The organism is Enterococcus sp. AZ194, assembly GCF_051713825.1.
Classification (GTDB): domain Bacteria; phylum Bacillota; class Bacilli; order Lactobacillales; family Enterococcaceae; genus Enterococcus_K.
Window position 1 is genome coordinate 1,934,135 of sequence record NZ_JBIOQR010000001.1, and the last position, 15,617, is coordinate 1,949,751.

At 32.8% G+C, this 15,617-nt stretch carries 12 protein-coding genes and 1 tRNA gene; 2 read left to right on the plus strand and 11 right to left on the minus strand.

Annotation, left to right across the window (positions count from 1 at the left end):
• Positions 1–95: 95 nt before the first annotated feature.
• The 8 genes from IGI37_RS08960 to IGI37_RS08995 all read right to left on the minus strand — a co-directional run bounded on the left by IGI37_RS08960 (position 96) and on the right by IGI37_RS08995 (position 10,108).
• Positions 96–1,115, minus strand: coding sequence for a hypothetical protein (locus IGI37_RS08960; protein ID WP_438761298.1), 1,020 nt, complete (start codon positions 1,113–1,115; stop codon positions 96–98).
• 39 nt (positions 1,116–1,154) lie between these two features.
• Positions 1,155–2,936, minus strand: coding sequence for a DUF1611 domain-containing protein (locus IGI37_RS08965; RefSeq protein ID WP_438761300.1), 1,782 nt, complete (start codon positions 2,934–2,936; stop codon positions 1,155–1,157).
• Complete coding sequence (locus tag IGI37_RS08970) at positions 2,911–4,692, minus strand: ATP-binding cassette domain-containing protein (protein ID WP_438761302.1); 1,782 nt, start codon at positions 4,690–4,692, stop codon at positions 2,911–2,913. Before IGI37_RS08970 ends, IGI37_RS08965 begins: the two co-directional genes overlap by 26 nt.
• A gap of 12 nt (positions 4,693–4,704) precedes the next feature.
• Complete coding sequence (locus IGI37_RS08975; RefSeq protein ID WP_438761304.1) at positions 4,705–6,459, minus strand: ABC transporter ATP-binding protein; 1,755 nt, start codon at positions 6,457–6,459, stop codon at positions 4,705–4,707.
• 601 nt (positions 6,460–7,060) lie between these two features.
• Entirely contained in the window at positions 7,061–7,303 is a 243-nt protein-coding gene (locus IGI37_RS08980) for a hypothetical protein (protein WP_438761306.1), read from the minus strand.
• Positions 7,293–8,657, minus strand: coding sequence for a radical SAM protein (locus IGI37_RS08985; protein WP_438761308.1), 1,365 nt, complete (start codon positions 8,655–8,657; stop codon positions 7,293–7,295). Before IGI37_RS08985 ends, IGI37_RS08980 begins: the two co-directional genes overlap by 11 nt.
• Positions 8,658–8,678: 21 nt before the next feature.
• Positions 8,679–9,266 (minus strand): hypothetical protein, encoded by a 588-nt coding sequence (locus IGI37_RS08990; protein ID WP_438761310.1) that lies wholly within the window; start codon positions 9,264–9,266, stop codon positions 8,679–8,681.
• Positions 9,267–10,025: 759 nt separating this feature from the next.
• Positions 10,026–10,108 (minus strand) — tRNA-Leu (locus IGI37_RS08995).
• Positions 10,109–10,202: 94 nt separating this feature from the next.
• Between IGI37_RS08995 and IGI37_RS09000 the strand changes: the two genes are divergently transcribed.
• On the plus strand, positions 10,203–10,385 hold the full coding sequence (locus tag IGI37_RS09000) for a hypothetical protein (RefSeq protein ID WP_438761312.1): 183 nt from the start codon (positions 10,203–10,205) through the stop codon (positions 10,383–10,385).
• A gap of 655 nt (positions 10,386–11,040) precedes the next feature.
• Positions 11,041–12,162: an IS4 family transposase gene (locus IGI37_RS09005; protein ID WP_438761314.1), complete on the plus strand. Its 1,122-nt coding sequence runs from the start codon at positions 11,041–11,043 to the stop codon at positions 12,160–12,162.
• Between the two features lie 229 nt (positions 12,163–12,391).
• Here the strand turns inward: IGI37_RS09005 and IGI37_RS09010 are convergent, their stop codons facing one another.
• The 3 genes from IGI37_RS09010 to IGI37_RS09020 all read right to left on the minus strand — a co-directional run bounded on the left by IGI37_RS09010 (position 12,392) and on the right by IGI37_RS09020 (position 15,515).
• Positions 12,392–12,901: a hypothetical protein gene (locus tag IGI37_RS09010; protein ID WP_438761316.1), complete on the minus strand. Its 510-nt coding sequence runs from the start codon at positions 12,899–12,901 to the stop codon at positions 12,392–12,394.
• Positions 12,902–14,001: 1,100 nt separating this feature from the next.
• Positions 14,002–14,754 carry a hypothetical protein gene (locus IGI37_RS09015; protein WP_438761318.1) on the minus strand — a complete coding sequence of 251 codons (753 nt, stop codon included), beginning with the start codon at positions 14,752–14,754 and terminating at the stop codon, positions 14,002–14,004.
• A 221-nt stretch (positions 14,755–14,975) separates the two neighbouring features.
• Positions 14,976–15,515 (minus strand): FMN-binding protein, encoded by a 540-nt coding sequence (locus IGI37_RS09020; RefSeq protein WP_438761320.1) that lies wholly within the window; start codon positions 15,513–15,515, stop codon positions 14,976–14,978.
• Positions 15,516–15,617: the final 102 nt, after the last annotated feature.

Sequence of the window (15,617 nt, forward strand, 5' to 3'; positions counted from 1 at the left end):
TAAATAGTAAAGCTTAAGAAATCTATTTACAATTATTACATGTCTATAATGTATAGTAGCTTTGGATATAACCGATTAAAATAAACATATCTTAATTATGAATTTGATTTAAATACATAATTTTCCAATTCTTCAGTTAACATAAATAATATTTTTTTTTCTGACAATACTAATTCATCCAATTTAATCACAATTTTATCAAGTAAATTCCTATTAATATCATTTTTTTCAACTGACATATTATACCTATACGAAAGGCGCCGGATTATCTCTGATTTTATAGTTAGATTACTCACTTGCTCCGACAATTGAGTGGTACCAATAATTTTTTTGTCTAATAAATAATCTACTATATCTAAAAGTAGTTTTTTATGTTCATGTATTTTTGATGGCAATCGCATGTCTATCTTACCTTCCATCTCATTATAAACTTGTCTAATCACAGAATAAGTCTCAGAACCGAAGCAAAGTTTTTTTCTTTTTTTAAAATCGATAGGTGTCCCATCAATAAAATCTTGGAAATTTTTTATTAGCACTTCTAAATCAATTTCTCGTTCGTTTTTTTTAGGTTTGAAAAAATAAAAATCATCTGTCTTAAAAATATCTTTATTCAATGTATCCGTTGCGTAAAGAAAATCTTGGAAACGAATTTCTACTTTTCCTAAATAGCCATCTTCCAAATAATTATATGCTAGAAATACTTCCTTATTTCTGTTAAACCCGAAAATAAGACTATCATGCCAAAAAAAGTATTCTTGAAAGGCACTAAACTTTGGTAGATAGAACTCATTTAAATAACATGATAGATAAAATCCATCTTCAATCATACCTATAACAATATCTATTATATTATTGCCAAACCTGTTCAAACTCCCTCTCTGTATTTTATTTACTTCCAAAGCTTCCAATTTATCTATAGAGGGTAAGACTGTACTTAAATGATAAGACTCGTTATTCCAATCTTTACTAATTTGAACCCCATAATAATTTTCAAATAAAACAGGATTATTCTCTTCATAATTCGATAAAACATTATATAAAAAAGCTTCATAATTAAAACATTGAAAGGTACATGTTTCATTGATAGGAAGCATAACAGATTCTCTATCTTTCATTAAATATTCACCGCCCCAAATTATAAACACATACTCCTGCTAGCTAAAATAATTCACTATTTCAGTCATTATTTTTTCAATCTCATCATCCTCATTAAAAAAAACTGGTAATGAAAATTTTTGCTGATATTTTTCTATTATCTCTTTTTTATCAGCATTTGAAATTCTGATCAATTTACCATAGCTTCCTTGCCAATTATTAGGATATTCAAATGGATAAATTACAAGTCCTATTACTTTGCAATCAACTAAACCTTCTAAATAAGAAATTGTACGTCTAATATAGCTCAAATCGTCAAATACATTAATTGATAAAAGAACAGCATCTGGCTGGGTTCCTAAAAGTAAATCTTGATTTAACAAATTAAACTGATTGGCATTTCCAAAATCATACGGAACGACCCCTGATTGCCCACCTATCAGAATAATATCTATTTTTTTAGTTGACACTTCTTGAATCAGTTCATTTATATACCCAATATTTTCTTCGCCAATCGTTTTTATTGTTGAATTATACCCAATAGGGAATACCTCATTCATTTGATATAAAAGAGAACTTGGTTCAGTTCCGAGTTGTCCAACTTGATACCCCATTTCAATTAATTTTCTTCGTATTCGAAGTTGCAATGTAAATTTCCCTTGTCTGCTACTCGTTCCAAAAAATCCTAAAATTGGTTTTGAAATTTGAAACAATTTTCCCAGGTTTTTCCCTTTACAAATATTTTTGTCTAACACTTCAGGAATATAAACATTACGGTTTGTGCCTATATACTCTTTATATCTATCATCAAAAAAAATTATATTTTTCTTTGTTTGTTCTGCTTTTTCAATAAGCATCTCTACATTTTTACTAAAGTTTTTCACTTTGTCCAAGGCATCTGTGTGCCCTATAATTAAAGTATCAAACTCTTCCCAGTTAATGGTACTGATATCTTGGATTCTTTGATTTAGACAAAAATCGTCATCTAAAATATTAATAATACTCTTATTCATATTTACAGAATATTTAATGTCAAAAACTCCTACTATTGAAAAATTTAATAAATCATGAAACCTTACCAAGCTATGCATTTCTTTATTAAAAGGAAATAATATTGCCTTTTTGATTGGAGGTAATATTGGTGCTCTTTCCTTTTTCAAAAAATGGCAGATTTTTTTTGCACCTTTCTTTAAGCAATCGTCTAAATTTTCTTTTGATATTTTATTTGTATGTCCAAGAATTATTTTTAAAATTTGAGATGTGGCATGTGCACAAGCAAGGCTATTGCCTCCTAAAAAGATTTTTTTAGGTTTTATCCATGATACCCTCTGAATATTACCTTTCGCTAAAATATTTATTGGTGAATTTTCAAGATAAACATAGTCTCCTTTATAGATACACTCTGAGCTTGTTGAAACACCTATAACATCATTGTAAGCTGCAGGAAATGACATAGCCCCATCATTATCAAATGCAGAAACAATAAAAACGCCTTTATTAGTTAGCCGTTTACAAATTTTTTGTAAACTACTTGTAATTGTTTGAGTTATGCCCAAACTTAGATTTATAATATCTGCATTAAAATTACTTTCTATATATTCTAATGCAAAAACTAGATCTTCCTCTTCAACAGTAGTCTCTTCAAAAAGCTTGACCATTATTATTTGTATTTTTTCACAGTCAATCTCTCTTGAGATAATATCATAAATTGCTGTCCCATGACCAAAGGAATCAGAGAAATCTGTTATTATCTTTTTATCATGTATACCAAATCCCTGAACATTTTTCTCTTTGATTATCTCCCGCTTTAACCCACTATCTACAATGACAACCGTCTTCATATTTCTCCTCCAATAACTCTCTTTGTTTTTTAAACAGAGAATGATACAGTCCCTCAGGATTCTCCATTAATGTTTTATGATTCCCGTACTCTGCTACTTTTCCATTATCGATTACGGCAATTTTATGAGTGGAATTTGTAAAAATAAACCGATGAGTAATAAAAATACATGTCCTATCCTCTAACCGTGCCAACAGATTGTTGAGGACCTGACTTTCATTCATGGAATCAAGTGCTGCTGTCGGCTCATCAAAGACGATAATTTCTGACTGTTTATACAGGGCGCGAGCTAACGCTATTTTTTGTCGCTCCCCACCTGAAAAAGAAAGTCCATCCGCATCAAATTCCTTTTCAACATACGTTGTTAAAAATAAAGGATACTGTTCAACCTTTTCTTTTAACCCTGACACCTCTAGCACCTCTTTTAACCGGTCGTCATCCTTAACAAATGAACCCACAATATTCTCTTCAACTGAAAAGGAAAATAAACGGTGCTCTTGAAATAAAATAGAAACCAATGATTGACGTTGCTCTAGTGAATAGGTATCAATCGGTTTTCCATTCAGCAAAACCTGTCCGTGTTCTATTGGGTAAATGCCAGATAAAAGTTGTATAAAGGTACTCTTTCCCGAGCCATTTTTTCCCACAATAGATAACTGCTCGCCTTTTTGAATTAATAGAGAAAAGCCTTTCAAAATATATGCTTTACTCATTGGATAACGAAACCAGACATTTCGAAACTCAAGTGTCACTAGTTTGGGAATTTCTGGATACTCTTTTTCTTTTGAGCCAAGCACATTCTGGCCATAACTCATTAATTGGCGAATGAATAGCTGTTTTTTTTGTAACGAAAAAACTGCAGTAATTCCAGTAACTAGCTGACCATTTAGTCTTTCTACACTAGTTAAATACAGCGAAAAATCCCCTATTGTCATTGTTTTTTTTACAACACCAACCCCTAAAATAATAAAAAGGAGTATTTGCTGCGTGAGCAACAAGAATTCACTTTTGAAAGAGTTTTTTTCTACAGCAGTCAAATGTGCTTGGTTTACTGACATATGACTCTTTTCATTTATCTCAAATTGTCCACTTACAAACTCTCTTGAATGGTTCATTCTTATTTCTTTACCTTGCTCAACAGACTGAAGTAAGGAAAAATAATAGTCAATTCTTCTCCAAAAAGGGAGATATTTGGGCTTCCATTTCTCCCATAAAAGGATATTATTACTTTGTATATAGACTTGTACAAAAGCGACAAGTAGGCTTAAGAAGAATAGAAGAATAGATAATCTTCCCAAAATAATAAAAAAAATGATGAGCTGAAAGAAAGACAACAGAACTTCCGAATGCAATTGAAACAAATCTACAAAACAGTCCTCTTCCTCCGCCAATGCTAAAAAATCGCGAAAATCACTCTCTTCTGCTTGAACATAAGGAGTTTTATGGACGATTGTGGCAACCTTTTCTTTTGCTTGAATAATTAGATCTTTTTTTCCAACAAACAAAGAAGCATCTATCAATCGATTCAGCAGCTTTACGCCAAATATTAAGGTTAACAACATGCCAATATGAAAAATTAGCGTGTCAAAATGCTGAAGATTGGTCAGAGCATCTAATATTTCTTGCACAACAAAAAGTGGTAGGAATACAAGCAAAGCCTGCAAGCAACTCCCTAAAATAGAGTAAAAACTGTATTTCGGGTTTAGGTGATAAATAAATGTTGATAGAAAGTATATTTCCTGAATAAATGTTTTCATTTCTCATTCACCCTAACTATACGATGTTTGTTTACAAAATAGATTCGAATAAACACCCTTTTGGTTGATTAATTCTTGATGAGTTCCCGTTTGAATCAAGTTCCCCTTATCTAAAACAATAATTTGAGTTGCCAAACGACACATTCCTAAACGATGCGTGATAAAAATAGACCACTTACCATTTAAAATTTGGTTTAAAGAGCTGTAGAGGAGCTCTTCTGCAAAGACATCAAAATTCGCGTTCACTTCATCAAATATAAAAATCGGGGCCTCTTTATATTGTGCTCTACTACCAGCTATTTTCTGTAACTCTCCTCCAGAAAATTCGACTCCCTCCTCGAAAAAGCGCTTACTGATTTGCGTATCCAAACCGTAAGGAAGCTGCTCGATTTTCTCCTTCATCCCCCAATCATCCAGCACCTCTTTCATTCTTTCTTCACTTTTAGGTAAACTTAAAGATAAATTATCGGCTACTGAAAAAGAATAGAGTTGAAAATCTTGAAAGACAATAGATAAAAAATCCTGCCACTCATTTGATGAATATAACCAAATATCTTTTCCTTTATAAAATATTTTTCCTGAACTCGGCTTATAAAATCGGCATAACAATTTTATAATAGTCGACTTACCTGAGCCATTTCCACCAACTATTGCCAATGCTTCTCCTTTTTTTAGTGTGAAGCTAATTTCAGACAGCGCCGTTTCAGTACTATCGGGGTAGTTAAAAGAAACCTCCCGAAATTCGATAACTCCTTCATCTTGAGAAATACTTGTTTCATTTTTTTCTTCAGGAATCAATGCCATATATTTTTGGTGTTCTGAAAACTTAGCAACAGCTATCATCCATTTACCAAAGTTAGCGGTCATTGCTTGAAAAATATTGGTCAGATTATTTATCGCTCCAATTATGAGAATAAACTGCCCTATTTCCAAATTGGATGAAAAAAATTGATAAGCAATATAGCCATATTGAAAGAAAGAAAATAGAAAGACGACAGCTTCAATAAAAATTAACGAGGTGCGAGTCTTTCCTATAAACGTTCCACCGTTTTTCAACAATTTTGCACGGATAGTTTCTGATTTTTCTAATAAATATGGAAAGAAATTGCCTAATCTAATTTCTTTTGACCAATCAAGATCAGTTAATAAACGATAAATGTAAGAAACTTTTCTTTCATCGCTCACTGATCTCTCAGCAAAATTTAGGCGCGCCGTTTCTATTTTTTTACTAACAAAATAGTGGAATACCACTGAACAAAGAACCAGTAGAGAGAATAATTTCGAAAACTGAAATAAAATGAGCATATACACAACTAATTGAAAAGAACTTGCTAAAAAGCTACTTAAGACTTCCGTAACTAAATACGTACTATGCGTGTTGATCCTTACTCTCTTTTGTAAATCGCGAGTCTCTTCTTTCTCAAATTCATAATAAGGAATGCACGCATAACTTTGCGCATAGAAAAAGAATTCTTGATCATTATTTTGATTTATTGCCACGGCATGATGAGTTGTGTTTTTAATTCGAACAATTTTAAGTATAGAAACAATCAAAAAAAACTCAAAAATACTCAGCATCCCCTTTGTTAACGAGTCTTGAGTAAAAATGGTTAGAATATTAGCCGTTAAATATAATAAAATAAGCGGTTCTACTATTGATACAACCAGCTTGATTATTTCTGTAGTTAACAAAGAATGAGTAGAATGCTCTAGACAAAATTTTAACAGTTTTTTATGTTGTCTTAGTAGTTTGTTCTTTTGATTCACTTTTTCACCCACCTGAAAACAATCCGCTAGTTCTTTGAAACATAATTGAAATAGCGGATGTTTATTAATTTATTTAGCTTTTATCATCTGTTATAATCTGTACTGTTTTCTTTATTGCGGAAATTAATAACTTCGATTATTACATGCCAAAATATATTGGCATGTAATTGACTCTCAGCACCCATGACATCTAGAATTTGTTCCTAGCTCTGTTGTATATAAGTGTACTTTCTTGCTCTGTTTCTTTTTTGGTTTGTATAACTTCAACATGTTGGTATCCTCCTATAGTTTTATTTTTTGAACTTGCTGACTTCTAGTATATTCACTATTTGCATTACTTTCGACAACAAATATCCATGCCTTACTTTAACCTGATAACCATCACTCGATTCTCTCTTTTTCATGTTTTCGTCCCCATAATAAAGACATGACTGATTAACTACATCTAAAATAAAGACCGTATCAAATTCTATTCTATCTATGCGCTATCTTTATATTTTTGGAAACCTTCACCTCCTTGTAGAATTCAAAAGCTATATGGGGTTAGCAGTCGAAATTTTTTTATGATTAAAAGAGTAGATTAAAATGCTTACTACTTCTTTTAGAACATTTCCTTCTGAAAATTCGAAACAACTATAATTAAATTATTTAGTGAAGCAAATAAATCTAAAGTATAAAAATCTTCAGAAAACTCAATACCAAATTGGTCTTCCAATTCAACTAGAGCTAACATATATTGTAAAGAATCATTAATATACTCTCTGATATCCACGTCACTTGATTCATTTCTAATAGTGATTCCTACATTTCCCAGTGCTTGTATAATCTCGCCTTTATTCGCCATTACCTATTGAAATCCTTTCAAATACGTTATTTTCTACATCTAAAAGTAATAGTGTATCCTTTAATGCCACTTTCTCTAATGGACATTTTACTTTTTGATCTTTTCTCAATACTCTACGAGCAGGACAAGGCTCACCTAAACAATTTGGAGCAAAAAAACAGGTCTCAAATTCATTACATACTTCAGAATGAGTAATCCAACTTGCAGCTTTATTTCCATCAATTTGCATAATTCCATTATCAATCAATTTTCCAATTTTAGCTTCTGGATTTGTCACAAAATCTAATGTACATTTGTAAACAAGACCATTTGGAGCAATAACAAAACTATTTTTTTTTGATGCATAACAAACCCCTCCACAAGGATTCAAAAACTCTCCAAAAGTATATCTAAGTTTATCGGATGAATTAATGATATTATTATATATATTATGAATCATCTTATTTTCTTGGTAGATGTGACCTTCAAAAGATTTGATTTGTTCTCCTCCCCAATCCATTACTGGTCTGGCAAAGAAAGTAAAACGGTTATCCTCGCCAAACCTACTAGCAAAATACTCTTTATAGAATGAAATATATTGAATTAACTCCTTGGAAAAATTAGTTCGAATAGTGATGTTGAAGCCTTTTCTAGTTATATTTTTTTTTATTGACAATAGGTTCTCAATTATCTTATCAAAAGTAGAATCATCTCCTTTTAATAACGGCCGTTGATAATCATGAATTTTTTTCAAGCCATCAATTGTCAGTTGATAGTCTAAAATTTTATATTTTAATAATTTTCTAAAAATTTTTTCGGAAAGTAAGTATCCATTCGTTGTCATACTAGAAGAGTAAGGTTTCCCCTTTTTTCTGCATATATCAATAATTTTATTTGATATATACTCAATTACAGGTAACCCTTCTAGTGGTTCACCACCAAACCATTCCACATGTACTCTAGAATACTTATTGATATTCATTTCCACAAATTTGACAACTGCTTCTTGAACCGATGACAACATTTGGCCGTCTTCAAATGTCTCATAGCAATATTTACATCTAAAGTTACACTCAAGTGTAGGCAGAATTATTAATTCTAATTCTGTTGAACCAATCGTCTCTAAGTATAACCCTCTCAATAAATCGTTTTCATTTACATTCTCTCTAATCAAATATCCTTTTTCGATAAGCTTTTCGATGAAGTCTGATGAGAATGATTTATAGGAAATTTTTTTCTTTAACAAATTGTTTACAACTTCAGCCTCAATCATAGGTATTTTTAAAAAACTATTCTGTCCTACTAACGAATTATATAACAAGAGATCCCCTGCTCCATTTTTTATATGATAATTAAACCTAGATAGTTTAAACATAATTTCACCCTCCTCTTTGACTCAAGACCAAAATTCCTCATCATTTTGTGTATTTATGATCTTTGTTTTTCCATCAGTTTTATCTTTGAAGTTTAGTAAGACAGGATTTAAATAATAGACTATTCTCTGCCTATTTTTTTCATATCCACCAAAACAGTTATTTTGGATAGATGAAAAGCGTATAAAATTTTTAGCTAAATAGTTCAAATAACTTTTCGAGTACCTTCTAGGTAACATTGGACTTTTAATTTTTTTATTTAAAATAAGAAATTCTCTTATCTCTTTCACATTTAATGGAATATTGTGAACATCTGTACAGTAGCAATTCATAGAAGGATCAAAGCAAATCCATTTAGCATATTCATTTGAATATACTAAGGTAACACAATGACAGTCAGAATATCGTAAATCTATAGGAAAACAAGTTATTACTCTGCTTTTAAATCCAAAATATAAATAAATTTCTGATAGAAATATTGCAAATATTTGACAGTTAACATCTAATTCTTTTTCCCCTTTAAAAAAAGTTAAAGTGTTTAATGGTTCTAGAGGAACAATATCTTTTCTTCCTGAACTACGATTATAGAGAAATGAAGATACCCATAACATTAATCTAGTCTGAAATTTAAATTCTGAATCGTACGTATTCTTTGGTAGCACTTTTTTTATACAATCTAATTCATTAGAAAAAAGTTTATAAGAGTAAATTATTCTTTTTTTTTAATATTATACTGAGAAAATGTCTCTAGTATACTATAATCGTCCTCTACGCACACATTTTCATGTGAGTACACTTGGAAATTAAAAAAATCATTTGGTGATTTATTCATATATGTCCGACCTCCAAAAAAACATTATAATTAGTTAAACTTTTTGAAATTTATTATTCACCGTCCTCATATACAAATCATTCCTCTTAATAATAACCTGTTTTAGTTCAATATTTTTTTAATTGATTACTATAGCCTAAAGCTAATAAAAATGGTAGCGTTTTTAATAATGGGTTAACTTCTCGTCTGTAGATATGTTAATTATCATACTTTTATTTATTAGAAAGTTATTAGCATAAAATTTATTTCTAGTTTTATACTTTTGAAATAGCTTTGTTCTTAAATAAAATACTATCATAATAATTTCCATAATATTTCTACATGTAACAAATAGCACGAACAGCGTCACAAATAACCAAAAAATAATAGGAAAGTAATATGAACCAACAGAATAGTAAAAAATCGAGCACAAAAAACAGCCTCTCTATTTGTCCTACAGATAAACTTATACAAAAAAATGAATGAATCGCTCACTACTCAGCGATTCATCCATTCTTTTTGGCACGCGATGATTTAATCCGCGCACTGCCTATTATTATGCAGATGATGGGATTTGAACCCACACGAGCTTTCGCCCACACGCCCCTCAAGCGTGCGTGTCTGCCATTCCACCACATCTGCAAAATCAACACCTCTAAATGATACCGATGGACGGGGTGAATGTCAAGCTACTCTGGCTATTTTTCTGTTATACTACGCTTAGGAGGTGGCTAACTTGGAACCTGAATATCAAGATGGAAAATACACTGGTTTAGGTCTTTTTACAGGCATTCTGATTGGCCTAGCTTTTTTTAACTTACTCTTTGGTATCTGTTTAGGGTTCATAATTGGTATTGCTATGGACTGGGCAGAAAACCTCCTTATCTATTGGCAACATCACAAAAATTCGGATGAATAGCTTTTTGACAATAGTTAGCTAGCCGACTGCCTTCTATTCTTTCAAAAAAACAAACACATAGTTAGCAGTTAAAATGAGATGTTTATACTCTTTTTAGTCGCAATTATATCCTTTTATTTTTTATCCGTATTTGGAAAATCTTTTGTGCGAGATACTTTTTTCCTAGTTGGTTCATGTTATTGAAAAATTGCTAGCAAAAACAATTAAGCAGTAGGTTTATTTTAGGAGGATTCTTCGCTCATCTCTATACTGAGTTGTTACACCCAGAAAAGCCAAAAAACAGAGAAGGAAGTCCCTCTCTGCCTGTTACTACGCTAGCATTACAAATTTTTTTATAGGTTAATGCGTAGTTTAGATTAGTAGACTCCCAGTAAAGTGTCCACATCATTCTTTCACTGATTACCTACAATATTATTGAACCAAAAGAATAGATAAACTACTATGATGATACTTAATAAAAGAGAGATTGTAAGAATCGTATATGCCATTCTCTGATTCTTCCAAACGACTCTCTTTTTTTTCATTATATAGAATCACTAGTGTTGCAAAGACTCCTCAACCTATCTAAAACTTGATATAAAGCTATCCAGACAAAAAAAAATCCTTTATACTACTCTTGGATGACTTATCCAAGACCAATAAAAAGGACCACAACATGGATAAGTATAACTCAAAAACTTCATTTCAGAAATGGTTTTCTTCAATAAATTTGAATAATTTATCGGAAGAAGCCAAAAATTGGATGCAACAATTTAATTCTTACAGTAAAAAACTGGACTTCACGACCACAATTAAAGTTCTGTTACATGCCGTTTATGAAGAGCTTCCAAGCTTTCTCGAAATGGACAGATCCTTTATGGATCGAAGTCTTCGCCAAGAAATAGGCATAGATTCGCTGTGCTACAGTTCACTTTCTCGTAAAATTCCTGAAATCAGTCAAGAAGTTCTAATGGAGATCTTTGCGCAGTTGGCTCAGAAAGTGGCAAAAGAACGACCAAGTTCAAAAACAACTAGCCTTCAACTTGTTGATTCAACCACGATCCCGTTGAATAAGACGCGGTTTCCATGGGCAAATTTTCGGAAAACTAAAGCAGGTATCAAGCTTCATTTGAACCTCTGTTATCTGGACAAAACCAATCAATACCCAGAACATTTTACGATTACTAATGCCGAAGAACATGACCGGAATCATTTCGAATGTTTAGTGGACAAAACAGAAGCGACCTATGTTGTGGATCGCGGCTATTTTGATTACAAACTGCTGGATCGCCTGCACAATGACGGTTATTTCTTTGTGACACGAACAAAATCCAATACGACGATTACAGTCTTAGAACAAATTGAACTCGTGAATCCAAAAACAACAGACGGTCAACTTATCAGTGATCAACACGTCATTTTAGGCGGCGGAAACAATCACGTCACCGAACGATTTCGTCTTGTGACCGTTTTGACGAAAGGTCAACGTCTCTTGCGAATCGTTACCAATCGTTTTGATATTTCGCCAAATGAAGTCGCCGACATGTATCAAGCACGTTGGCAAATTGAGCTGTTTTTCAAACATTTAAAACAGAATCTGGCAATCAAGCAACTTTACTCACGAAGCGAACAAGGTGCAATTAATCAAGTGATTCTCACCCTTATCGCGACGCTGTTAACCTATTTGGTAAAGATCGAATTGAATTCGGTAGCGACACTTTTCCAGTTAAAGCGCTCATTTCATTATCTACGTTTTGAGCCTGCAGAAATCTGGTTAGAGCGCCACAGACCCGGGTGATTTTGACTAAATACGTTGTCGACGCTTTTAGGATTCAGTTAAATACGACCAAAATTTTCTGAAAAAAAGTCATCCCTTGCGTAAGCATTCGACTTTTTTTAAAATTTTAGCGAAAGATAGTTTTCAGATTATTCTGACTATATTTGCGCAACACTAGTGATATAGAATATTATAAATATTATAGGGATTCCAAATAAATAATCCATAATATCCTCCTCACTCAAAATCTTTATTTACTATACGTGCAATGATCTAAATACATATATATTTTACCGGATTTAGGGTGATTTGCAATCAAATTTGCGCCTTCAGTAAATCGCTTAGAGAACGCCAAGGCTCCAAGTCCAGCAATAACTGCTAGTATTGAAGCTATAGGACCAGTTTCGATACCGGCAGCTGCAATTGCCGCCATTATTCCCAAGATACCTTCTGCAGTAGCTGCATTCCTAAAAGTGTTCCTCAGCCTTGTTCCATCAGATTTTGAAGTATACTTCCACAAAATACCAACTGTGATAACACTAGCAGAAGAAAAAGGCTGTAATCTTGGATCTAGTGGTCCAGTTTGTACAATTATTTCATTCTTCGTGTAGATATTACCATCTTTATCTTGATAAATAGTTTCTGCATCTGCTAGGTTAGGAATAGTTACTGCAGAACTCTTCATGATACTTGAATGATTTCCAGACATTTCAAATGCTTGAACAACAACTCCAGAAAATATGAATGGACTGACCGCCATAATCAATGTTGCCAGGTAACAAAACAATTATGAAATCTTTAAACTTTTCATAATGTTTTTCCTCCTGAATCGTTTTTTGTGGACACTTAATTATATCTATTCAATATGGGATTCCACTTATATTTTAATGTGTTTCTAATTAAATAACATGACGATGCTGGCACCAGTCATAGTTACCTTTATCACTTCCTTGTACTTTAAAACGGACAAATTTTGGACCTTCACAATTGGGTGTTTCGTTTTTTAGGTAGCAACTGACATGTTCGCGGCCATATAGCTTATTTCAGTGCCGCCTTTTTGATCCGTCATGTACACGATGCAAGGCTTCAAGTTGTTCGCCCTAAGGTTTGACGATATCAGAATTGTCCACAATGACTAACATATCGTCTTTCAAATACTATTTCATAATAGCTGTATAGTTGGCATAAAGTTTTGCATAGTCCTCAAATTCTTTTACATTTCGACTTAACCATTTAATTGTCGAAAGCAGGTCAATCTCTTCCTCAAAGGCACGACTAATTTCAGAGAGAAGAGGTGATTTATTTTTTTGCGATACCGTAAATCATGTCTGCAATGAACTTTTTCGTGGGGTTTGATCCCCCTTGAGTCAATTAATGACAAAAATTAATAATTTCTCGCTTTGCTCAATAAATTTCTGTTGATTTCACGCTAGAATAGAATGAGCTTTTTTTGTGTGTTGTTTTGAGTAATTCAACTTTAACACAAATAGGGTTCATTCACGTTTTCCACGGGTGTACAATCAATAAAACACATAATTGCCAGCTAAACCGAGTCATTTCTGCTCTGTTCCAGCTGCAATTATGTGTCCTTTTTTTTATTTCTTATCCGTATTCGGAAAATCCTTTACCAGCATAAATTCGTTGTCTACTTCATATGGATCAATTCGGGAAACAGGTGCTTTTTTTAATAAACTTTTCAACCATTTCAATCTCATCGACTTTCCCTCCATTCATTTGATAAAAACAGCATACCTCGCTGAGCTTAAACGGAGCTTAAATCGCCAATTTTTTTTTGTTCACTAGTTAAAAATTAAAAAGGTTGTAAGAAACATTTTTCGCTTCTTACAACCTCCTCTTATTTTATTTAAAATACCCGTTTTTTTCTAAATCTGTGCTTTCTTCTTCAATCAAACCACTTAACGAGCGGTCCAAAATAGCACGTGATTTTTTACTATTATCTTCTTTTGGGCTAGTCATCTTTTTGTACTCTTTTCGATTGATTTTGACTTCAGTTGACTTCGGTTTATTGAACTTTTTCACAGATGGATCCTCATCTGTCCGTTCTTGGAAGGCAGCTGGTTCCGTATCAAACATTAAGAATGACTGCTCTGTTTTTTTCATTGAGCTTAGTAACTCATCCTCTTTAACCGTTGACGTTGGTTCATCGGGAATAATTGAGGCTGGAATATATTTGGGTACGAAATAGGAACGACCTGAATAATTTTTTTTTGTTGAACGCATCGGCTCTGAACGATGCTCAGCAGTTCTAGTTTTCGCTAAGTTTGCCACATGTTTATGTTGTTCACCAAATAAGTTTTGTTTCCCAGTAGGAGTAATCTCCGTTTTCCTAGGTTTATTATAATCTGGCAAATTAGCTCTATGTTTTGCTAGCTCTTCTTTTTGCTGAATGGAGTGCCCCTGTTTCTCATTCGTCATTTTATGTGAGCGACGAACGCCTCGTTCATCGGCCTCTCCTGATTTTTCTGCTGTAATAAAATCTTCTTCATTACCAAATAAGACACGGCGATTTTCAGCTGGCAATTTTACTCCTGTTTCATCGTCATACGCAGGAAAGCGAAAATGTTTGCGCTTGATATTTGGGTTATTCTCCATAAATGTCATCCTTTTTTATATACACTTTTTTTATTATCTTACCATACATTCCCTCATTCTAATAGGTTTCATACTGATATTATAAGGAATTTTCATAAAAATAAAAGAAATCACACGTAGCTCTCCTCATTTTTTCTACAAGCTTTTTTCTTCATCAAAAAAACTTCAAGAAGAAATTCAACAGAAATCCCCCTTGAAGCTATCTTTATTCATTATAACGACTATTCACTTAAATCGACAACGTGTGTTCCTACTTCTCCTTTAGCTGCATAACTTAATGCTTCATTTGCTAAAGCCACAAAGTCTGATGAGGAATGTGTCGCACCTGTAACAGCTTCTACATCTGATGCTTTTTGTTTTTCAACTAAAGCGTCGCTCAATTCCTTCATGTATTTTTCAGGATATGTCTTATTGACCTTGTTCATATTTTCTTTATAGTCGGCATCCTCTGTTTTCAGTTTGCCATCTTTATCTTCTGCATTAAATTCTGCTTCTGTAATTTTTCCATCCGCAATTTTCACTACGACATACTCTTTCCAACCCTTATCGTCAAACTCTTTCGCTTCTGCACGGTATTCGCCATCTTTATAGTTGACTGCTTCAGCTGAAGAAGCAGTTGTTGAAGAACTTTCTGTACTCGCAACACTACTTGATGAAGCTGCTTGAGATGACTCACTGCTTGACGATTTATCACTACTACATGCTCCTAATAAAAATAATGCGGCGATACTTGCCACGGCAATTCCAAGTTGTTTCTTCATTTGATTTCCTCCTAATCATTTATCAGTAAATCCCACTGAACTTTTTTTCACAAACTTAGCTTACCACCATCTTGAAAAGGACTCAAGTAATACAGCTTGAGG